Below are 21579 nucleotides of genomic sequence, written 5' to 3' on the forward strand. Positions count from 1 at the left end.
TAGAGTATAGAGATTGGCTGGTGGAGCAGATTGGTGAAAAACTGATCGTAGGACACGTTCAGGATAGCATTGATGCTGGAAAGGTTGTGGAGCAACGTGGTAAAAATGCTAGCCGGAATGCCCTACAGACAGTGACATTATTAGATACCATAGAGCAATATGGTTTTGATGCTTGTATTGGCGGAGCGCGTCGAGACGAAGAAAAAGCGAGAGCGAAAGAGCGTATCTTTTCCGTTCGGGACGAATTTGGGCAATGGGATCCGAAAAGGCAGCGTCCTGAGCTTTGGAACATATTTAACGGCAAGATCCAACGCGGCGAGAATGTCCGAGTATTCCCGATTTCTAACTGGACTGAACTAGATGTTTGGAATTACATTAAACGTGAGAATATTGCCTTGCCGTCGATTTACTTTAGCCATGAGCGTGATGTTGTTTTTCGGAATGGACAATGGATGGCTGCAGATCCAGTTTTACAAATTGATGATCAAGATATCGTCGAGCATAAATCAGTGAGATTTAGAACGGTAGGCGATATGACCTGTACAGCTGCAGTAGACTCTATCGCCGTGGAACTAGATGACATCATTGCTGAGATTAAAGCTTCTACGGTCAGCGAGCGTGGTGCTCGTATGGATGATAAGGTGTCGGAAGCTGCAATGGAGGAACGCAAGAAACAAGGCTATTTTTAATCAATTAAACGAAGACAACAGATGAACATTATAAAATTTATTACCGCCGGATCTGTAGACGACGGCAAAAGCACGCTGATCGGACGGCTTTTATATGATACCAATTCGATTTTAGATGATCAGTTGGAGGCAATACAGAAAGCTAATCGCAAAAACGATGATGGTACTGTGGATTTAGCAATTCTAACGGATGGCCTAAAAGCAGAGCGCGAGCAAGGTATTACGATTGATGTAGCGTATAAATATTTCCAAACGGAGAAACGTAAATTCATTATCGCCGATGCACCCGGACATATACAGTACACACGGAATATGGTTACTGGCGCTAGTAATTCCGACTTAATAATCATCCTGATCGACGCTAGAAAAGGTGTAATCGAACAGACTAAGAGACATTCCTTTTTAGCGAAGTTATTAGGCTTAAAGAAAGTACTCGTTTGTGTGAACAAAATGGATATGATGGACTACGAGTTGGCAGTCTACGAAAATATCAAGAATGATTACTTGCAGCTTGCAGCGAAGCTTAAATTAGATGATGTTGATTTTATTCCGGTTTCCGCTTTAAAAGGAGATAATATTGTTAATCGTTCTACTAGAATGAATTGGTACACAGGACCTTCATTATTAGAATATCTAGAAGAGGTTAATATAGAAACAAAGGAAAATAAAGGCTGGAGATTTCCCGTACAATGGGTTGTTCGTCCTCAAAGTGCTGATTTACATGACTATAGGGGCTATGCCGGTAGGGTATTAGGAGAGGGGTTAAAAACAGGAGAGGAGGTGATCATTCTTCCGAGCGGAAGCCGCTCTAGAGTCGCTGCAATCGAATTTAACGAGGAAAAGCTGGATGAAGCTCAAAATGGGGCCTCAGTAATCATCCATTTGAGCGATGACGTTGATATTTCCCGTGGTGATATGATTGTGAGTGCAGCTAATCCATCTCTAACAGAAAGAAACGTAGAAGCAAATATCTCATGGTTTGAAAACAAAGAACTGGATACAAACCAAGTTTATTTGTTGCAAACACACGCAAAAGTCACTAAAATTAAAATTCCTGAGATTTTATTTAAATACGACGTTCATACGCAAGATCAGATTTATAATGAATCAATTCGTTTGAATGATATCGGACGTGTACAGATTAGATCTGCTGAAGATATAGTTTTTGATAGACAGGAAGATTTTCCAGAGAACGCAAGAGCGATTATAATTGATCCACGAACGAATATTACTGTCGCTGCAGCGATTATACAATCTGCATAATAATGGCAGGGGGCTTTATCAGAAGCTTCCTTGCATACTACTATTTAACATAATATAAATTATGATACAATAATATAATGAAATAATAAAGTAAGGTCTTTGGCGATATCCAGGTTTATATTGTCGTTTAACACTATAAACTTACGTATTATAAAGCAGACAAAACAATAACACGTTTTAACAAATTATGAAATCTGAGCAGTACACACAAAACTTACTGCCCAGATGTTTTTAATTACTAATTCCCACGAATTGCCTTAATAATTCCTTCTAGGTTTTCATTGAATTCTAACAGCTGCGCAAACATCATATCATCTTTTGCTAAGCCGTTATGCTTGTTATTTTTTCTGAAGATTGTTTTTATTTCTTCCCAGCGGGCTTTCTCTTGATCAGACATTAGTCCTGCAAGTTCCTTTAGCTTCAACATGTTGCTTTCCGTATCAGCTGTCAAGGTCTGAGACTCATTTTCATAATGCAACATAATTAATTGCTGAATTTCTTGATCATTCATCATCGGCACCACCTGAGCTACGAGCTTGTTCATATTTCGATAAGAACCTTGAAGTTTAAATGCAGGTTCTGTGCGGTAATTATCTTGTATAGCAGCGCTTTGTATATAATTTTCATTCACCTTCACGACGATATTTCTAATCTTCAAGATATGCTTCAATACAGCGATACAGTCGTCAATTTCCTGTTTTTGATAGTTGCCTTCTAGTGTTGGTAACTGATCTGTTCCTGTTGTTACATAATCAATTAGCGCATAGAAATCATTAAATGATTTACTTGCTATCTTCTCAAGATGTACATTTTCAATTGCTGCATTTTCAATCAGACTCAGATTGAAAAGATGTTCGGTATCTCCTATCACATCCCCAAGATTATAGACATCAGCTCTATTGGTGAGCATGTCTGGAATTTTAAATTTAGAACCGCTTTCAGTATATGGATTTCCCGCCATAATTACGCAGAAACGCTTTCCTCTAAGGTCATATGTCTTGCTTTCGCCATCAAAAATACCGTCGATTTTTCGCTGACCGTCAGCCAAAGAAATGAATTTCTGTAAAAATTCGGCGTTTAAATGCTGTATATCATCTAGATAAAGCATAACATTATCAGACATCTCAAATGCTAAGTTGATCTTCTTCAATTCTTCGCGTTCTCCAGATGTCTTAGCTTCTGATGGATCGATCGATGTAATCGAATGCCCAATCGTCGGTCCATCGATTTTGACGAAGTGAAATCCAATGGTTTTGGCTAGGTATTCCATCAAGGTCGTCTTTCCATATCCTGGAGGAGAAATCAATAACAACATCCCCATCCGAGCCGTCCTTTTATTGTCTCCAGCCTCCCCTATCTGTTTTGCTAAATTACTGCCAATCAATGGAAAATAAACCTCATTTATCAACTTATTTCGCACAAAAGAAGTCAATACTTTTGGTTCTAATTCATTGACTTTTAACTCTTTTACATAGTTTTTATTAAGTTCTTCTTTCAGTTTAGTAAAGGACTGGAAGCGAGGAATCTTATTCTCCACGAAATCCTTTAATTTAGCAATAAAAGAATGGTATTGAACATCAATACGCCCTTCAGTTATACTAGGGTGATTTCCCTTTAAATCATCGACATTCAGTCGATCATTGGCAAAGATCAACTCATAATCATCTTTAGGAAAGAGTAAAGCTGCAGCGGTTTCTTCAATATATCTTCCATAATCTTCTGCTTTCTCTTCTTGCTCTACATATCCATATAACCAATTCGTAATCAACAAATAGCGATCTTCGTTCTTAAAACGTTCTTGATTGATATCCTGTTCATAATCCTTCAAGACTTTTTTCTTTTCGAGTAATCTTAAGAATTCTTGACGAAAATGATCAGCAGTCTCACTTAGTGTAAATCGCTTATACTTCGAAAAGGTTTGGAAAATATAGTTGGAAATATTTGATGGACTCACGCCCTCAAGATGCAATGATGATGGCCATTGATGAAATGATTTGCTGATTTGCTTAATAACTTCCTCGCTCCTTTTGGAATTGGGAAATGTCCGCATAACAGCGGCTGTCGCTTGAACTAAAGCCGCTAACTTATCCCGCGTATCCACTTCCAATTCATGCCAAAACAGCTGAGCGATAGCTCTCGTTTGGGAATCAAATCGCAACAAGTCAAGCTTATTGTCAATCTCTGCAAGGCAGAGGTATATCGCTAATGCATCAACATTATGAACTCCTTTAATATAATTTTCGGTGTAATTCTGCTCTACCGTCTGATTAATAAATTGCTCCGCATTGAAATTCGATTGTCCACGAGAGGCCAGTAAAGTTTGATAAGCTAAGTATTCCGCTCGATAAACCTCATTATTTTCTGAAACCAGTTCTTGTTCCCAAATGTCCTGATATGCTAATATCTCTGAACTTTTAACCTTCTGAAAGAAACTAGTACCTGTCAGATGATAGTATAATTCATTATTTCGTCGAATAAGTGTAAGACTCAGCGGTTGCTTATTGACTGTAAACTTATGCTTACCGAGAGCGATAATATTATCGCCATCAACATAAAGCTCCGTTTTATCTCTCAGAATTCTTAGCGCATCTTCTTGCGATTTTTTTAAAAGGTTCTCCAGATTCTCAGCTTTAGAAACATCTGAAAGATCTTTTAATTCAGCAACGAGCTGCCGAATCTTGTCTATCATTAAATCAGAAGCATAAAAGCTCTGAATATCCTCTCGCGAGTTAAATGTCTTAGACTTATTTTCGATATTCTTTAACACCCGAAGTCCAATCTGCTCTAATGAGGAACTTCGTTTATTGACTTGTTCGACCAGCTGTTCTCGGCGGGAATTGAATGCCTTTATTACTTCATCACGCTTATCAGCGATCTTCAGGACAAATTCATCGAACTCTGAGAATTTACTCTCCAGCTCTTCCAGTTGAACGATTATTTTGGTGTAATACTCATCAACTTTAAGTTCCGTCGTCGATAATTCCAAGTAATTTGCAACCGACTGTTCTAGAAGAGTCAATTGCGCAGAGAATTCCGCGACTGCCTCTGTGCTTTTCAATGAGGCTATTTTCCGCGTTAATTGAGCTCTGATCTCATTCAACGAAGCAAATATCAAAGATATCTTCTCAACGATTTTCGTTGTCTGCGTCGCATCACTTATTTTTAGGCTGTTTAAAATATCAATCAATAGCTCAAGCGCTGATGAAATTTCTACGATATTCTCTTCTATTGGTTTTGCATCAAAGACTTTCTCAATCCCTTCTACGTTACGCTTTTGATCAATGACCTTCTCCTCATATACAGTAAGAGCATCATCTTGAAGCAAGTAATTAACTGTTTTCTCAGATAGACTCTTATTGATTTCTTCAATTTTAAGGAGCAGCTTATCAACTTCTTCAACATCAATGTATCGAACATTCTTAATATCAATGAGCTCACCCTGCAATCTGCGGGTGTCAGATAACTGATGAACAAGCTGATCCAGATGTTCTACAACCGTGCTATTAATGCTAAACTCAAGTTCGCTAAGATGCTTTTTACTTAGCTCTAACAATTCAACAGCATGCTTTCGCTGTGCTTGGACCTTCACAAATTCATCAATCGCTGTGTTGGCGATCTGTTCGATCTGGCCAAGAGGAGCTCCTAATGCTTTTAGAGAAGTATCGTTAATCCAAAAGTAGCTATCCTGTAAGGCTCTGGATTTTTGGAGAATATCCTCATAAAGCCCTTCATAACTATCCTCCTTCCCTATCAGCTGTATAATTTCCTGTGCTTCAGCCATGGCTTGCACAATCTGTTTATTCCCAACCTTAAAAAGCGGATCATCTTTTCGTTCCTCGTTTTCTTTCAGTACCGCCATATAAGGCGTATCCCAAATCTGAACTTGGTGATGTCGCGTCGCCTCTGCTTCCGTTCTAAAGTAAATCAGATTGCCATTCTTGAAGATCGTAAAGCCATTGCAGATAATCGGTGTTTCAACCGTCTGCTGAATGATGTTGTATGACATCAAGATGTAGGTATTCGAAGATGTCTGTGTATAGACGTAAAGATAATCTTCGCCGTTTGGCGACTGCAATTTCTTTAAGAATGTGACATTGGAAAGCGTATTATCGAATATCTTCGAAGTACCATTCTGTAGATAATAGCCGTTTGAGAAAATGACACCCTGGTTGTCTGGAAGAAGCACTGCCGACTCATTCAAAGACTTCAGATTAACAACTTCCTTCGTTCGCTGATTGAAGATATAGGCTCTAAAATCCTCCTGATAAGGCTTTATGCGTATGGCGATTAAGTTTCCTAAATCCGCAAAGTAGTATTCAGCATCGTCCAGCTGTTGATCCGTATTGGAAACTTTCTCTGAATAAATTCCCTGTCCAGAATCTGTGTTGTTCTCAATTTTAAAAGTGATGTCGCCATGAAGCGCCTCAATAAAGACTTTATCTAAGATAGAGATGTGGGGGAATTTTCCTAAGCGTCTATCCTCAAGCCCTGTTTTTGTCCATTCAAACTCAAATTGGGCAGGAGTTTTTACCTCATGAATGCTTCTATCGTTTTCATAATAAAGCTTTCCATCTTTGATCAACCACTTAAAAGCTTTTAGATCCTCCGGATTCTTACTTGTCTGAAAAATCATATACAAGTAATTCTCCGTTCGACGGAATTTCGAAAAGATAGAATCGCGGTAATACTTATAAAGGTTCTGGTAATCGGTAATGAAGTTAGGATCTTTAATCAGGTCCAACGATTGTGGGACAAATTGTCCTTCTTCATATAGGAAAACACTAAATACATCTTCTAACTTAATTTCCGTACGGAGTCCGATATGCACGTTATATCCAAAGATACAGACATTATCCAACGCAATAATTCCGCGAGCGACACAGCTATTCTCCGTTGTAATACGCTGATTCGCTTTCAGCACGAAGTTTGTAGAATTAAACACCTCCTTGCGGGCGGTATTTAATTCTTGCAAACGCTTCGTTAAGTCATCTTTTTGCGCCTGTAATCGCTTCTGAATGATATCGTATGCTGCAGCGTCTAAAGACTCTTTATTTTCTGTCATCCTTATTCGTTTTCCTTCTTAAACAAATACTATCCTAATTTCTTGTTAGACAATCCTAAGTTTTTTGCCATGCCGATCAGTGAATTGATAAAACCTGTATCCTCCTCATCATCGGATGCCGTCGCAGCCTGTTGTAATTTAATCAATGCTGCAGAGACCGTTAGGTTTTTAATATCGTTCGAAGAAATACCGTATTTGTCAGCTAGGCTTCTCACTTTTGCCGCTAAATCGCCATTCCCCTCTCCTCCCAATAGTGCATCCTTGATCGCTGTTGCATGAGTAGAGTTATTGATCAAGTGATCAAACCCTTTACTGTTAGACACCTGGCGTACAATATTCTCAAAGAACATTGTTTCACCACCAACAATGTCAATCTTCGCCGATTTCAATGCTTCAGACAATACAGCAGATTGCGCTGTAGCAATATCCTTCTGTATATTGATATGAGCTAAATCTATATCGCGCTCTTTCTGCAATTGCAGTTTGAACTCTTCGTGCTCTTTTCCAACGCCATCCAATTGTTTCATGGCCGCCGCTTTCTCTTCGATACCCTTAGCCTCCGCTAAAGCTTTCTCACGAACAACTTCCGCTTCTGCAAGACCTTCCTTGCGCATTGCTTCTGCTTTTTTCTCGATCACTGCCGCTTCCTTGCTACCTTGAATCTCCTGTGCTTCAGCCTTCGCAACCATTACTTCAGCTTCAGACAAGCCGATTGCCGCTTCTTCTTTCGCTTGGGCCTCGGCAATAATCTTACGAGCCTCCGCTTCTTTCGCCGAAGCCTCTTTCTTAGCTTCCGCTTCAATCAAGAGCTCTTGCGCTTTCTTTTCAGCAATCTTGCGCGCAGCCTCTGCGTCAATAACCTTTTTTTCTGCTTCTTGTTCAGCAGCGATCTTCGCTGCTTCAGCCGCTTTCACAGTTGCAATCAAACGCTCTTCTGCTTCTTGAGATGCAGCAATAACGCCAGCCTGCTTCTTACGCTCAACCTCACGGAACACTTCAATATCGCGAACCGCTTGTTGCTCTTCAATAACACCTTTCTCCAATTGAACGCGCTCTTTGATAACGCCTTGTATGCTTTTTTGCTCCGATTCAATGGAACGTTGCTTATCAATCTGTGCTAAAGCAACAATACGCTCGCGCTCTGTTGCTTCCAATGCTCTATCTTTTTCTACACGTTCTGTCTCCACAGCATCCGTACGAAGTTTGCTCTTCTCTGCAATTATGATCTGACGAAGCTTATTCTCCTCCTGAATTGCCAATGATTCTTCCGTAGAGATACGAACAGTTTCAGCCTTTAAGCGTTCTTCCTCACGTACCTTCACAATCTCAGCCTCTTCGCGCGCTTTAATATTATCTACCTCGCGGCGCTGTCTTTCCTCCTTCTCAGCCAATTGTCGCTCCAGCTCCAGAATCGCTTCTCTCGCTTCAACGTTCTGCTTCTTGATCACTTTCTCCTCTTCGCGGCGAATTAGGTTAGCATTCATATTTTGCTTCGCCGTCAATTCCGTGATCTTCTTGATACCCTCTGAATCCAATATATTCTCTGTGCTCAGGAACTTAAGCTCCGTCTGCTCCAAGTAATCAATCGCACAGTCATCCAAAATATAACCATTCAAATCTGTACCGATGATATTTAAAATCTCATCGCGGAATTCACGACGCGCCTCATACAATTCAGTGAAATCAAATTTCTTTCCTACAGTCTTCAGTGCTTCCGAAAACTTTGCCTCGAAAATACTTTTTAACGTTTCAGGATCAGAAGCTCGGTCACAGCCTAAGTTCTGAGCAACGTTGATGACGTCGTCAACAGATTTATTTACGCGTACGAAGAATGCGACTTTGATGTCTGCACGGATATTATCCTTACAGATCAAGCCATCGCCCTGCATACGATTAATTTCAATTTTCTTAACCGAGATGTCCATAATCTCCATTTTATGGAAAACAGGAATCACATACATCCCTTTGTTGAAAGCTACTTTTGTTCCACCAACGCCCGAACGTACAATTGCTTTGCCTTGCGGAATCTTCTTGTAGAACATGCTTAGCACGACGAAGAACGCAAAGATGATAAATACGATAGCACCTATAGCGATAAGGACTACGCCGGTGATACCCTCCAAAAATAACAGTGTGTTGCTCATATATTAAAGTATTGATTTGGTTAAATATTGTTTAAATTGATATCTTTTTGCACTATATAAAACTTCTTGTTTGGGTCTTGATTCGTCACGATTACATCGTCACCATAACTTAACAAAGAGCCATCCTTACTCTTGACATTCAGTCGGATAACATCTAAGTTGATAACGACTTCTATTGCCCCTAGCTGTTCACCCTGAATCGTTGAACGCATTTTGCCCAAGCGACCTATAAACTCATGCGCCTCTTCCCCAGCATAGCCGACATTCTTATAAAGCTTAACGAATGGGATGGCAACATAATGTAATAGAAAGAAACTCAGAATAAATACCGGTATCAATATCAGTACAGACTTCCACCCGAAAGCCGCTAGGTTCAAAACGAGCGACGAAGCAATCGTTACGATCCAACTAATAAACTTAAATAACGTGACGAGGACCATCATAGGCGCTTTACCTACATATATAAAATCCATAGCTTTCGAAAAAAATGAGGGTTCAACATGTTGTTCGGTCTCCAAATCAGCCTGCGTATCCGCATCCATATCTACATCTTGCACATCGGCACCTTCAAATTGTATATCAGCGTCAGTTCCCATCTCGAAACCATCCCCAAGCAGCATAGTAAATAACCAGTAAACAAGGGACATTCCTGTTAACAAAGTCATTATTGCATTGGGTAGCGGATTAAATAATATGTTCCAGATCTCTGTCATAATGAACGTTTAATGTTCTCTTTTAAATGTGTAGTGAAAACTCCAGGAACTTCCGCTGACCGATAAATCTTGCATGGAAACAAGTTCCCAACCTTGCTGTCCCAATTCATTCAGAATCTTATCGATTTCTGTTGCGTCTAAATTGGAACCCCAGAACCCCTTAGGTTCAATTTTAATTGTTTTGTATTCGAACCTTTTCATCGTTTTATAATCCTAATTTCTTTTTAAGGTTTTCTAAATCTTTTTTAACTGAATCGCCCGATTCCAAAGCATAATCAATGTCTTGATTCATCTTCAACTTTGCGAGCTCATTTATCGCCTCAGCATAAGCCTCATCCTCTTGTTCAGACGAGCGAAGCTTCTTCAACATGTCAACGGTACTGTTATTGTCGATATTGGCCATCTGACGGTTAGCAAATTCAGTGGCGCTATTAATTTGCTTCTTAGCAATAAGCGAATCTAGTTCTTTTTTCCATTTTCCAATATTAAATTTCAGTACATCGATTTTCTCTTCAATTTCCTCGACCTTCTTTTTATGCATCAAAGCCTGTTCTTTGAAATCCTCGGATTCATCTAAAAGCTGCTTCTGCAAGCGAAGTGCTTCAATTGCCAAACTTTCCGCCTTTTCTTTACTCAGTTCTTTGTTCTGAGCCATCAATAGTACTTTCTCGGCTTTCTCCTCGTAAACTATAGCTTCCGCTTTTCTATCGTCAATCGAATGTTCTAGGCGAATAACAACAGCTCGCGCTGAAATATACATCTCTTCGGTCGCTAGAAGCTGTCCTTTCATGTCGTTGATAACCTCTTGTGTCAGAGCGATAGGATCTTCCATTTTTTCAACCAAAGAATGTATTTCTGACTGCCCTATTTTTAATAATCTCTTAAATATGTTCATCTTCACTACTGTTTTGAAAACTCAATCAATTGTGCATAATACTCACTCATTAACAGCGATAGCGAATTAATCGCTGCATCGAACTCATTTTGATCTAGGTTGTGTGATTGTAAAGTGTACCTAAAAATCACGCGGCGTCCGTCCTCAGTCAATGCAAAAGCACCATGAATGATATCCCGATTCTTTTTCAGCAAGGATTTAAAGACGTCAAGGTTATCTCGCTTCAAAGAAAATAGATACTGTTCGAAAATGATTATTGGTGCTGTAACTCCAATAATTAAATTCTTGATCCCTTCCGCTTCACTTTCAACGACGAAAAAACCCTCCTCTCTATTCTTTGATGTAACGGTAAACCCTAGGTCTAATAAGTATTTTTCAACTTTGTTAAATGGCATTGGCTAATATTTTTATATATTTGCTAATAATGTTTGCATAAAGATAAATAATGCAAAATTATTTTGCAATAAAAATTTAATATTTTTGATAATGACCCAAATCGGAACGAATATTAAAAAATTACGTAGTGTTAAAGGTTTAAGTCAACAAGCCTTTGGAGAGCTATTTAACCTTACGAGAGGCAATATTTCGTCCTACGAAGAATTTCGCGCAGAACCGAAGGTCTCCGTGATTCTGCAGATTGCAAAATATTTTAGCATACCCGTCGCACACCTATTAGAAAAGAAACTTACCGTAAATGAGATTCTGAATTTTGAAGACCATTTTACCGAAGATTCCGCGCAGCTTGCTATAAAAAACATGGACCCTGTCCATTTTTTAAACCGGGAGACTATACAACAGTCCAGCGATAATAAAATCAGCATTGATGATCTGCCAATGTTTTATTTCCCAATAACCACAAAGAATCAAGTTATTGCGATTGAACACAACGGCCTGATTCATCATCCTGCAGCTTTTCCATTCGAAGAAAACAGCATCTTATTTTTCGAAAAACTACAACTCGATATTCTACATACCTTAGATAAGCACTTTGGCTTCTATATAAAAGGCAGCGACTATTTTTTCGGAACCTATGAGGTTAAAAACAAACAAATAGATTTACTGCTCAACGACTGGAAAAAACAAAGCTTCTCTGTAGAAGATATGGGCTGCTTCTGGAAACTACACGGAAAGTATGAGAAAATTGCGTAAAATTAGACGTTAGATATTAGATATAAGACATTAGAGCGTAGCGGGCTAGCCTGACTACGCTCTTCTTTTTAGTAATTAGACTTACGTCCCAATTTTAAGGAGACGTTTCTTTGTATGACGTTTGTCTTGAACCAGGAAAGAAAGGAAAGTTTGTTTTGAACCAGGAAAGGAAGGATGCAAGGATTGACAGGATCCTGTTCATCCTCAAATCCTTCCTTTCCTGGTTCAAAGACAAAATATCCTTCCACCCTTCCTTTCCTCGTTCAACGACAAGATACTAATCCCCTTAACCCTCCTTCTACTTAAACCCCTTGTAAAGCCCTTTCATAACCCTTTTAAAACCCAATCAACCCCACTTGAAAAGGGTTATGCTATGGGCCTGTAAAGGCAGAGAAAAAGAAGTCAATAGATTATCACTCATCCCAATCCTTAGACCATATTCTAACATCTCACATCTAACATCTAAAATCTAATCTACACATACTTCAACCGCTCCTCCTCCAGATCAATTTGATAAATCTGCTGTCTGATAATATCCTCGTCAAACTCGGCTTCTTTATTTAGGGTAGTCAGATATGCGCGCTGTTCGGCGAAGATATCCAATAGAATCTCCCTACTGGTCTCATCCATCCAAGAACTGTCTTGTACTTTCGATTGATCCTCCCAATGTTTTAATATCCTTTCCATTCCTGCATGACCAAGATATTGTTGCTCATACTTTTCCTTTACAAAAGCATAAACGTGTTGCTTAAGGCCGGTTTTCATTTTTAACCGCGTATTTCTTTCCAATTCACCTTCATTCTCCAGTCCTACAAAAAGCTTAGTCTTTTCAATTAGGTAAGGCAATGTTAAGCCTTGTATGACAAGGGTTAAAAGAATAGCGACAAACGTGATAAAGAGAATCAAATTTCTATAAGGAAAAGCTTCTCCATTGGGAAGGGTCAGCGGGATAGCAAGAGCCGCCGCTAGCGACACCACCCCCCTCATTCCGGTCCACCCCATTAATAAGGGTGTTGTCCAGCGCCGTTTTGAGAATTGTTGCTGGTGAGCAACTTGCGGACGAAAAATAATGGTTGCTAACATAGCAGCATAAGCCGATAATATACGAGCAGCGATCAATACGATCGTAACTAAAACAACATACCCAATCGCTGTTGATAATGGCAGACCATTCGAACGCATTCCAGCCACAATTTCAGGAAGTTCAAGCCCGATAAGTAAGAACACCATGCCGTTCAATAGGAATACGAAGCTCTCCCAGACACTGTATCCCTTGATTCGACTGCTACTGGATAAATAGCTAAGTCGTTTCGAAGAAAGAAATAACCCTCCGGCGACAACAGCTAGAACACCTGAGCAATGCACTTGCTCGGCAATCCAATACATAAAATATGGTTCGATCAACGTCAGTGCGATATCAGATGGAGCATCAGTTGATAAACGCTTATGTATCCACATGAAAATCAATGCTATTAACAAACCAATACCTACGCCACCAAATAGCATCCAAAGGAAATCAACAGCAGCTTCCTGCCAGATGAATTGACCCGTGCCGACAGCTACCAACGCGAATCGAAAAATAATCAAGGATGAAGCATCATTAAGCAAACTCTCGCCCTCAAGAATGGCTTGTGTGGATTTGGGAATCTTAACAAACTTGGTAATTGCTCCCGTGCTTACCGCGTCAGGCGGTGACACGATTCCACCGAGAACAAAACCTAAGGCAATGCTAAAGCCCGGGATTATATGGTTTGTAACGATGGCAACTAGAAGCGCAGTAAAGAAAACGACCAAAAACGCAAAACTTCCGATAATGCGCCACCATTTCTTCATTTCTTTGAAAGACACGCCCCAGGCCGCTTCAAATAACAAGGGAGGCAGAAAAATAAAAAATATCAAGTCCGGATCGATTTTGATAATGGGGAGGCCCGGAATAAAACTTATTGTTAAACCTGCAACGACCAATAAAATCGGATAGGCGATCTTCAGCTTATTAGCCCATATCGTCAAGAATACGGTTAATAGGATAAGGACCAAAACAAAAGGTAGCAGCGTATGCATCATGTAGTTAGTGTGATAGTTTTTTTCAAAAATAGGGACACTAAATACGTTATTATCTGTTATATTTTTAGCTAACGTGGCTAGTCGAATAGCAAACTTATTTCGTTTGTGGTTAGATGCTGACATCCACATTTAGATAGGGAAAAATATTTGTGTGATGTAGTCTCCATTTTGAGGAAGAAATATCCACTTTTTAGCGAGTTTTACTACATCATTACCACACGACATATTAAGTGTAAATCACACACTATGAAGAACATTTTGAGAGGTATTTTTTATCTGTAAATCAAATAATATCAAGATATTATGAATTATCTATAGTTAATTTGAGCAATAGTGTTATCACTGATGTAGAAATGTGTTAATGAATAATTTGTAATCAAACATATACATCACAACCTTTGTTATAGAAATACTATTACTTGTTTACCTTTTTATAAATCTATAAAACCAAATCATATGAAGCATCTATTTATGTTCTTATGTATTGTATTTGGGGTACAAATGTCGTATGCCCAAACCACAATTTCCGGAACAGTAAAAGACGGACAAAGCTCAACAGTTATTCCGGGGGTTACTGTTGCGCTCAAAGAAAAACCTGTATCGACGCAAACCGATGAAGCAGGTAAATTTACTTTAGAAGCCTCCCCTACTGATTCAATCACATTCACCTTTATCGGATATGTCACGAGGACAATGCCTGTTGGTGACCAAACCTTCTTCAATATTTCTCTGCAAAGCGCTGATGAGACACTGGAAGAAGTCGTTGTCGTAGGATACGGAACGCAGAGGAAGGTGGATTTGACTGGATCTATAGCTCAGGTAAAAGGCGAAGCCATTGCCAATATGCCGAATGCAAACCCAATTAGCTCCTTACAAGGTAAAGTTGCGGGTTTGACCATATCCAACTCAGGCACTCCAGGCGGTTCGCCTACAGTGCGTATTCGTGGTGTCAACAGTACCAATAACTCGAATCCATTATATGTGGTCGACGGAGTTCTGCATGATAATATAGACTTTATCTCGCCGCAGGATATTGAGTCACTAGACGTATTGAGAGATCCTTCTTCGATTGCCATATATGGTTTACGAGGTGCTAACGGTGTTATTGCAGTAACGCTTAAAAAAGCAGCTCAAGGAAGAACGGCAATCAACTTTTCAGGTTCCGTAGGATTCGATCAAGTAAATGATCGTATTGAAGTGGTTGATGCTGAGGGATTTAAAAGATTGTATGATATGCAGTTGGTTAACTTGGGGAAAGCACCATTTGATTATACAAAATATACGGCAAACACGGATTGGCAGGACTTAATCTTAAGAACAGCCATGACGACAAACAATAACTTAAGCATTTCAAATTCCACCGAAAAGTCATCTACCCACTTCAGCTTAGGATATAACAAACAGGAAGGTGTTGTTAGAAACGGTGATTACGAACGTTTTACAGCACGCTTAAATCAAGAGTTGAAAGTATCGGAACGCGTTAAAATAGGTGGAGACATTTCCGGCTCATACTGGAATATGAACCCAACGAATGTAACACTTACAAATGCGCTCTGGTCGGCTCCAATTGTTGGAGTTCAATACGACGAGAATACGTTCTATGGTATGCCTTCGTTCCAACGTGCGCAAGTAGGAAACGTAATGTCAACATTGAATCGTTTGGATGGTACTTCTATGCCTAGGGGATATCGTTTTGTAGGGAGTTTATTTGCCGAAGTAAAAATCATGGAAGGCTTGAAATGGAAATCTACGGTTTATACCGACCTTGGTTTCAATAACAGCCGTGGTTATTCACCGCTTGCTGCAAGATTCATCTATTTGGGTGAGAATGGCGGCGAAGAAACTTTCTTTCAAGATGACCGCGTGTTTACATCAGTCAACCAAAAAAGTGAAGAGTTCAGAAGATTCCAGCAAGACCATACCCTTACATGGGACAAGTCTTTTAATGAAGATCATCGTTTAACAGCTGTTGGTGGTTTTACGACAGTGTTCAATGATAATACGGCCTTGGAAGGTTCTAGACGCGATACTTCAACCAATGTCCCTCCGACCTCGGATTTCTGGTATTTGGATATCATCAATCAGGATTCAAATCCTAAAGGCAGCTATTCCGGAAGAGGTTCACAAAACACCGTAATGGGTGCTTTTGCTCGCGCTAGCTACGCTTACAAAAACCGATACTTACTGAATGCAACGGTTAGACGTGATGGGTCATCGAAATTTGCTCCAAAAAATCGTTGGGGTACATTCGGATCAGTAGGTTTAGGATGGGTACTTTCAGAAGAAGCATTCTTTGAAAACATCGAAAAAATCAATTTCATGAAATTGCGTTTTGCATGGGGTAAACTTGGAAATCAAAATGGTGTTCCGGATAACGTCTACTTGCCAGGACTAGTCAATGCGAATACTGCAATCTTTGGAGACAATATCTATACTTCTGTGAAGGCAGATTACATTCCTGACCCGAATTTACACTGGGAAATTGTACAAGGGATGGATTTAGGACTTGACATAAAAGCTTTCAACAATAAATTTAACGCGGAGATTAACCTATATGACCGTACGACCAAAGATATCCTAACCATACTGACGCTTCCAGCTACGGATGATCGTTACTTCACCAACTTAGGTGAGATTACGAACCGTGGTATCGAGGTATCGATGGGATGGAACAATCAAATGGACGACTTTCGCTATGGTGTCAATGCAAACTATTCCTACAACAAAAACTTTGTCAACTCGATCGGTGATAACGTTAATTTCAGAATATTAGGAAATGACGGAGCGAATGTGACCGAAACGGGTCAATCCATTGGATACTTCTATGGTTACAAGCAGATAGGAATCTACCAAACCATCGATGACATTGAGAATATGGCTGTACAACCGGGATCTGCTCCTGGCGATATTGCCTTTGCCGACATAGATGGGGATGGTGCAATTACCGAAAAAGACAGAACTTATCTAGGTACGCCTTTCCCACCTCATAATTTCGGAATTAACTTCACCGTAGGATACAAAGGATTTGATTTACAATTGGAAGGTAATGGCGTTGCAGGAAACAAGATCTACGCGCAAAGAAGAACAAGAAACTTTGCCGACTTGAATTATGAGGTTAATCGTCTTAATGCTTGGACAGGCCCTGGAAGCAGCAATGTAGAGCCAATTTTAGATAATAGCCGTGGTAACAACTACAAGTTTAGCTCCTACTTTTTGGAGCCTGGAGATTTCTTCCGTATCCGAACAGTACAGTTAGGCTATAGCTTCAACGATGATCTTTTAGCAAGAACGTTCATCAGAAAGGCTAGATTATTCGTCAATGTACAGAACTTAAAAACCTGGAGCAAAGTCACTGGATATACACCGGAAGCAGCAATCGGAAGCTTGATTGCCGGGGGTACGGATAATGGAACTTACCCAATCCCGACAACTTACTCCTTCGGTGTTAACCTATCGTTTTAACTTTTTAAGAAAATTAAAGATGTCAAAATATATAAAAATTGCACTGAGTATAGGATGTTCAATCGTTCTTTTCAGTAGTTGTGAGAAGTTTTTAGACACTCCGCCTCAAGGAAAATATACAGAAGATACTTATCCATATCCAGAGGGCGGTACGCCCTACGACCGATTTATCTTTGCAGCATATAATGATCTTCGTAGCTACAATGTCCATGTTGATGGATTTGTAAATGCAACAAGTATTCGTAGCGACGACGCTGACAAAGGCAGTACAGCTTCCGATGGTGGTGCAGACGTGATCTCGATGGATAACTTCCCGGTATTAGCGACCAGCGGACGTGCAAACGCTCTATGGTTAGGTTATTTTGGATTAGTGAATCAAACCAACCGTGCGATGTATCAAATCGATAGTATATCAAAGGAAGGCCAAGATGAACAATTGAAAATTCAGGCTACTGCTGAAGCGAGGTTCCTACGTGGATACTCTTACTTTATGCTCGTACGTTTATTTGGTCGAGTTCCGAAATTTGAGACTTGGTCGTCGGACCCTGCAACACAAAACAATATACCGCAGAGCAGTGCTGCGGAAATCTATACATTCGTTGAAGAAGACCTTAAATTTGCGGCACAAAACCTTCCGGATACCTGGGATAGTAAATTTATAGGTCGTGCGACGAAGGGAGCTGCGAACGGATTATTAGCCAAGGTTTATATTACTCAGAAGAAATGGCAGCAAGCTTATGATGCAGCTAATACAGTAAAGAGTTCAGGTTTATATGACCTATCTCAAAACTATGCTGATATCTTTTCGGAAAAAGGTGAAAATGGAAGAGAATCGATTTTCGAAATCCAGGGTACAGCATCCCCCGATGAGACCACTAAGAACGGTATCCAATATGCCAATCTACAGGGCGTTCGTGGTGCTGGTAACTGGAATCTAGGCTGGGGATGGAATACACCTAGTGCTGCACTTGAAGCGGCCTACGAGGCAGGAGATCCGCGAAAAGCGCGGACTATTCTTTACTCCAGCGTTGCTGGTAAAACAAACGTCTCAATGTATAATGAGCCTATGCCGGTTTATCCAGCGGATGTACCTAACCCTATGTACAACCACAAGGTCTTAAGTGATCCTGCCATGAGAAATAGCATCAGTCGCGGCTCCTGGTGGATGAATATTCGCATTCTCCGCTATGCAGACGTAGTTTTGATGCTGGCGGAATCTGCCAATGAGCTTGGAAAGACTGATGAAGCACGCACTTTACTTAATTCAGTACGAGAACGTGCGCGTCGCGGTGCAGCAGCAGGCGTCTTGCCTGATGTCACTGACACCGACCAAGCGGCCTTACGCAATAAAATTCGTCATGAGCGAAGAATCGAATTGGCAATGGAACATGATCGTTTCTTTGATTTAGTGCGCTGGGGCACAGCACAAACAGCTTTACATGCTGCCGGAAAAACTAACTTCCAAAACTCGCGCGATGTGTTATTGCCAATTCCTCAGACACAGATCGACTTAACAAAAGGAGTATTAACACAAAATCCTGGATACTAGTCCGATTCTAACCAATCAATTTGAACGACATGAATAAGTTATTCTATAAAATATCACAAAGCTTACTGATCATCATGATGATGACAGTAGCTTTTTCCTGTAAAAAAGACGGGAATCCCAATAAATTACCGGATGCAGATATATCCCCTTCCCTAGTTGCACCAACCGATGGCTACATCCGTATCCTTGCTATTGGAAATAGCTTTTCGGAAGATGCGATTGAATCTCATCTCTATGAACTAGCGAAAGAAAGCGGCAAAACTGTCATCATCGGAAATCTTTATATCGGTGGTGCCTCATTAGAACTGCACAAACGCAACATCGAAAACAACGGAGCAGCCTACGAATATAGAAAGATAGGTGCTGATGGGGCGAGGAAAGTGTTTCCAAAAGTTTCAATACAAACGGCTTTAATGGACGAGCATTGGGATTACATTTCCTTCCAACAAGTTAGTCAAAATTCTGGGCAGCTACAGACAATAAAAGATGCGCTTCCGACTGTATTTAATATGGTCAAAGAAAAGGCATTAAATCCAAATGTACAGTACATTTATCATCAGACTTGGGCTTATCAGCAGAACTCCACGCATGAAGGCTTTGCAAACTACGACAAAGATCAGATGAAGATGTATGAAGCGATTGTGGATGTATCTAAACAGGTTAAAGACGTCGCTCCTATTAACATCATCATACCTGCAGGAACAGCAATCCAAAATGCGCGCACTTCACTTGTAGGCGACAACTTTACTCGCGACGGATATCATCTAACAATTCCTTTTGGTCGCTATATAGCTGCATGCACTTGGTTTGAAACCTTGTTTAAGAAGTCAGCAGTGGGCATGGCCTATAAGCCAGATGGACTTTCTGCCTTCGAAAGCTCTATCGCGCAGAATGCTGCGTATTTAGCCGTATTAAAACCCTATGAAGTAACTCAGATGACCGATTTCCAAGGTGGTGCCGGTGGACCATTGACAAGCGCGGTGCTTATCGACTTCGGTAATAATGCCGCTTCAGAACGTTGGAACCAGTTAAGCTCATTCTTGGCCGGAACTTCTGCGAGTCTGAAAGATAGCTTGGGCTCTTATACCGGTATTAAAGCAACCATTACAGAGCGTTTTAACAGCGTTAATGCTGATGGACCGACTACGACTACGACTCCACTAAACATGCCTGCAACCGTTTCTAAATATTCTTATTTCGGAAACTCGAAGGCTGACTTTGGTGGCATGCGTATTGTTCAGTCCAAAGTTGAACTTACAGGACTCGATAAAGATTTAAAATACAATCTATCGTTCTTCGGAGCTCGTGGAAATGTAAGCGATAATCGGGAAACCAAATACATCTGTAAAGGCTTGAATGAAGTTTCTGTGGCACTAAATACCTCAAGCAACTCCAGCAACATTGCTGTAGCAAAAGACGTACAACCAGATGCTAATGGAAAAATAACCATTACTATCACTGCGGGCGAGAACAATAATAATGGTACAGGATTCTTCTACATTTCAGCGCTTCGATTGATGTCAAGCAATTAAGATTGATAGAACAATATTGTAGTGTGAAAGTCAATTGCATGAGGCTGTCTACAAAGGCAGCCTTTGTGCATTGATGAGTAAAATATCAATCCGCTCGATACAGTTTTGCTGTATCTACTCGACCCGTCAAATCAATTCCATAGTCTTGACGACGCCCCTCTTGCCCTTTAGGGACCACCTCAAAATGCACATAGGAGATTTTTAACATCCTTTGACCATTAAGTTCGGGATGGGCACGAATAACAGTGTCTACCCAGAATTCACTAGGGATAAACCCTACAGCTCGACTACTTATATCAGTCCCATCTACCTCCAGAACAACTGGGTTCATATCAAACTGTTTAAAATTATGGTTTCGAATGTATCCAATTCCGTTGCTATCTACATTTAAGAGGTTTTTAGATAAGTTAGATCGTATCAAAGTTATCCGACCTGTAAATCCTTTAGGGACTGTAATCGTTAGTTTGGGTGTATAAACCTTATATGATAGAATAATTGACGCTAATGATAAAATAACAGCGAACGTGAGTGTGAATTTTAAATTATCGAATATTTCCTAAAACAGTTTTGCAATAGCAGCAGAACCAATAAAAAGTGTAACCAGTATTACTACAGCACCAATTTGCGAAGGAAAAGAGAATGATGGGATACGGGACAATAATAACCCTAGCAAGAGTAACAATCCAATTGTAAATATCCAAAGAGTGATTATTAATATGTTACATTTCATATATGAGAAATCAATTGATAGTTGAACTTTTAACCCACATCATTTTAACCCTTACTATATGTCTAAACAGCGGGTTTATATCAATTCATGAAAAAATACGATTATTTCGATTGAAAACTGTAATAAAAAAATAAAGCTTGAGACAATCGGGCGACCGCTCAAGCTTTAAATAAAACCTCTTATCGAGGTAATCAACCTAAACCTAAGACAAAGGTAGATAAATTATTTTGAAAATCGCAAATATATTTGTGTAATTAAAGGCTGTACTTTAATGCAAAAACATTAACCAGTTGGAAATCAGGTTATTAATTTTAAAAGATAAAGGTT

General features: G+C 39.9%; 14 protein-coding genes. 6 read left to right on the forward strand and 8 right to left on the reverse strand.

What is annotated here, in order from left to right:
• The coding region (gene cysD, locus B2400_RS11070) for a sulfate adenylyltransferase subunit CysD (protein WP_293933352.1) at positions 1 to 689 on the forward strand (689 nt) is incomplete at its 5' end.
• A gap of 21 nt (positions 690 to 710) precedes the next feature.
• Complete coding sequence (locus tag B2400_RS11075; protein WP_286651108.1) at positions 711 to 1952, forward strand: sulfate adenylyltransferase subunit 1; 1242 nt, start codon at positions 711 to 713, stop codon at positions 1950 to 1952.
• Between the two features lie 238 nt (positions 1953 to 2190).
• On the opposite strand, the gene B2400_RS11080 is transcribed toward B2400_RS11075, so the two are convergent.
• The 6 genes from B2400_RS11080 to B2400_RS11105 are packed head-to-tail and all read right to left on the reverse strand — an operon-like array spanning position 2191 to position 11161.
• Positions 2191 to 7014 (reverse strand): DNA repair ATPase, encoded by a 4824-nt coding sequence (locus tag B2400_RS11080; protein WP_293933355.1) that lies wholly within the window; start codon positions 7012 to 7014, stop codon positions 2191 to 2193.
• 29 nt (positions 7015 to 7043) lie between these two features.
• A complete protein-coding gene (locus B2400_RS11085; RefSeq protein ID WP_149525969.1) occupies positions 7044 to 9158 on the reverse strand; it encodes a flotillin family protein in 2115 nt (704 codons plus the stop codon).
• Between the two features lie 20 nt (positions 9159 to 9178).
• Positions 9179 to 9871, reverse strand: coding sequence for an OB-fold-containig protein (locus tag B2400_RS11090; protein WP_286651106.1), 693 nt, complete (start codon positions 9869 to 9871; stop codon positions 9179 to 9181).
• Between the two features lie 9 nt (positions 9872 to 9880).
• Positions 9881 to 10072, reverse strand: coding sequence for a DUF4177 domain-containing protein (locus tag B2400_RS11095; protein WP_149525971.1), 192 nt, complete (start codon positions 10070 to 10072; stop codon positions 9881 to 9883).
• A 4-nt stretch (positions 10073 to 10076) separates the two neighbouring features.
• The gene (locus B2400_RS11100) at positions 10077 to 10766 is read right to left on the reverse strand and encodes a PspA/IM30 family protein (RefSeq protein ID WP_149525972.1); all 690 of its coding nucleotides are present in this window, start codon (positions 10764 to 10766) and stop codon (positions 10077 to 10079) included.
• Positions 10767 to 10771: 5 nt separating this feature from the next.
• Complete coding sequence (locus B2400_RS11105) at positions 10772 to 11161, reverse strand: YbjN domain-containing protein (protein ID WP_149525973.1); 390 nt, start codon at positions 11159 to 11161, stop codon at positions 10772 to 10774.
• A 91-nt stretch (positions 11162 to 11252) separates the two neighbouring features.
• Here B2400_RS11105 and B2400_RS11110 point away from each other — a divergent pair, with 91 nt between their 5' ends.
• Complete coding sequence (locus B2400_RS11110; protein ID WP_149525974.1) at positions 11253 to 11915, forward strand: helix-turn-helix domain-containing protein; 663 nt, start codon at positions 11253 to 11255, stop codon at positions 11913 to 11915.
• A 474-nt stretch (positions 11916 to 12389) separates the two neighbouring features.
• Here B2400_RS11110 and B2400_RS11115 read toward each other — a convergent pair whose 3' ends face one another.
• Positions 12390 to 13979, reverse strand: a complete 1590-nt coding sequence (locus B2400_RS11115) for a Na+/H+ antiporter (protein WP_349681682.1) — start codon at positions 13977 to 13979, stop codon at positions 12390 to 12392.
• 456 nt (positions 13980 to 14435) lie between these two features.
• On the opposite strand from B2400_RS11115, the gene B2400_RS11120 reads away from it, so the two are divergent.
• From B2400_RS11120 to B2400_RS11130, 3 genes are read left to right on the forward strand one after another with little or no spacing between them, the layout of a single operon-like run.
• Positions 14436 to 17441, forward strand: coding sequence for a SusC/RagA family TonB-linked outer membrane protein (locus B2400_RS11120; protein WP_293933361.1), 3006 nt, complete (start codon positions 14436 to 14438; stop codon positions 17439 to 17441).
• Between the two features lie 19 nt (positions 17442 to 17460).
• Positions 17461 to 18990 carry a RagB/SusD family nutrient uptake outer membrane protein gene (locus B2400_RS11125; protein WP_149525976.1) on the forward strand — a complete coding sequence of 510 codons (1530 nt, stop codon included), beginning with the start codon at positions 17461 to 17463 and terminating at the stop codon, positions 18988 to 18990.
• Positions 18991 to 19019: 29 nt separating this feature from the next.
• Positions 19020 to 20522: a DUF4886 domain-containing protein gene (locus B2400_RS11130; RefSeq protein WP_293933363.1), complete on the forward strand. Its 1503-nt coding sequence runs from the start codon at positions 19020 to 19022 to the stop codon at positions 20520 to 20522.
• 85 nt (positions 20523 to 20607) lie between these two features.
• Here B2400_RS11130 and B2400_RS11135 read toward each other — a convergent pair whose 3' ends face one another.
• Entirely contained in the window at positions 20608 to 20943 is a 336-nt protein-coding gene (locus B2400_RS11135; RefSeq protein ID WP_293933365.1) for a hypothetical protein, read from the reverse strand.
• Positions 20944 to 21579: the final 636 nt, after the last annotated feature.

The organism is Sphingobacterium sp. UBA6645 (genome assembly GCF_002455685.1).
In the GTDB taxonomy this organism is placed as follows: domain Bacteria; phylum Bacteroidota; class Bacteroidia; order Sphingobacteriales; family Sphingobacteriaceae; genus Sphingobacterium; species Sphingobacterium hotanense.

Excerpts from the sequence above, each read along its gene's own strand:
- B2400_RS11115 (WP_349681682.1), bottom strand. The coding sequence starts at position 13,979 with ATGATGCATACGCTGCTACCTTTTGTTTTGGTCCTTATCCTATTAACC.
- B2400_RS11075 (WP_286651108.1), top strand. The coding sequence starts at position 711 with ATGAACATTATAAAATTTATTACCGCCGGATCTGTAGACGACGGCAAA.
- B2400_RS11105 (WP_149525973.1), bottom strand. The coding sequence starts at position 11,161 with ATGCCATTTAACAAAGTTGAAAAATACTTATTAGACCTAGGGTTTACC.
- B2400_RS11080 (WP_293933355.1), bottom strand. The coding sequence starts at position 7,014 with ATGACAGAAAATAAAGAGTCTTTAGACGCTGCAGCATACGATATCATT.
- B2400_RS11095 (WP_149525971.1), bottom strand. The coding sequence starts at position 10,072 with ATGAAAAGGTTCGAATACAAAACAATTAAAATTGAACCTAAGGGGTTC.
- B2400_RS11085 (WP_149525969.1), bottom strand. The coding sequence starts at position 9,158 with ATGAGCAACACACTGTTATTTTTGGAGGGTATCACCGGCGTAGTCCTT.
- B2400_RS11125 (WP_149525976.1), top strand. The coding sequence starts at position 17,461 with ATGTCAAAATATATAAAAATTGCACTGAGTATAGGATGTTCAATCGTT.
- B2400_RS11130 (WP_293933363.1), top strand. The coding sequence starts at position 19,020 with ATGAATAAGTTATTCTATAAAATATCACAAAGCTTACTGATCATCATG.
- B2400_RS11090 (WP_286651106.1), bottom strand. The coding sequence starts at position 9,871 with ATGACAGAGATCTGGAACATATTATTTAATCCGCTACCCAATGCAATA.
- B2400_RS11100 (WP_149525972.1), bottom strand. The coding sequence starts at position 10,766 with ATGAACATATTTAAGAGATTATTAAAAATAGGGCAGTCAGAAATACAT.
- B2400_RS11110 (WP_149525974.1), top strand. The coding sequence starts at position 11,253 with ATGACCCAAATCGGAACGAATATTAAAAAATTACGTAGTGTTAAAGGT.
- B2400_RS11120 (WP_293933361.1), top strand. The coding sequence starts at position 14,436 with ATGAAGCATCTATTTATGTTCTTATGTATTGTATTTGGGGTACAAATG.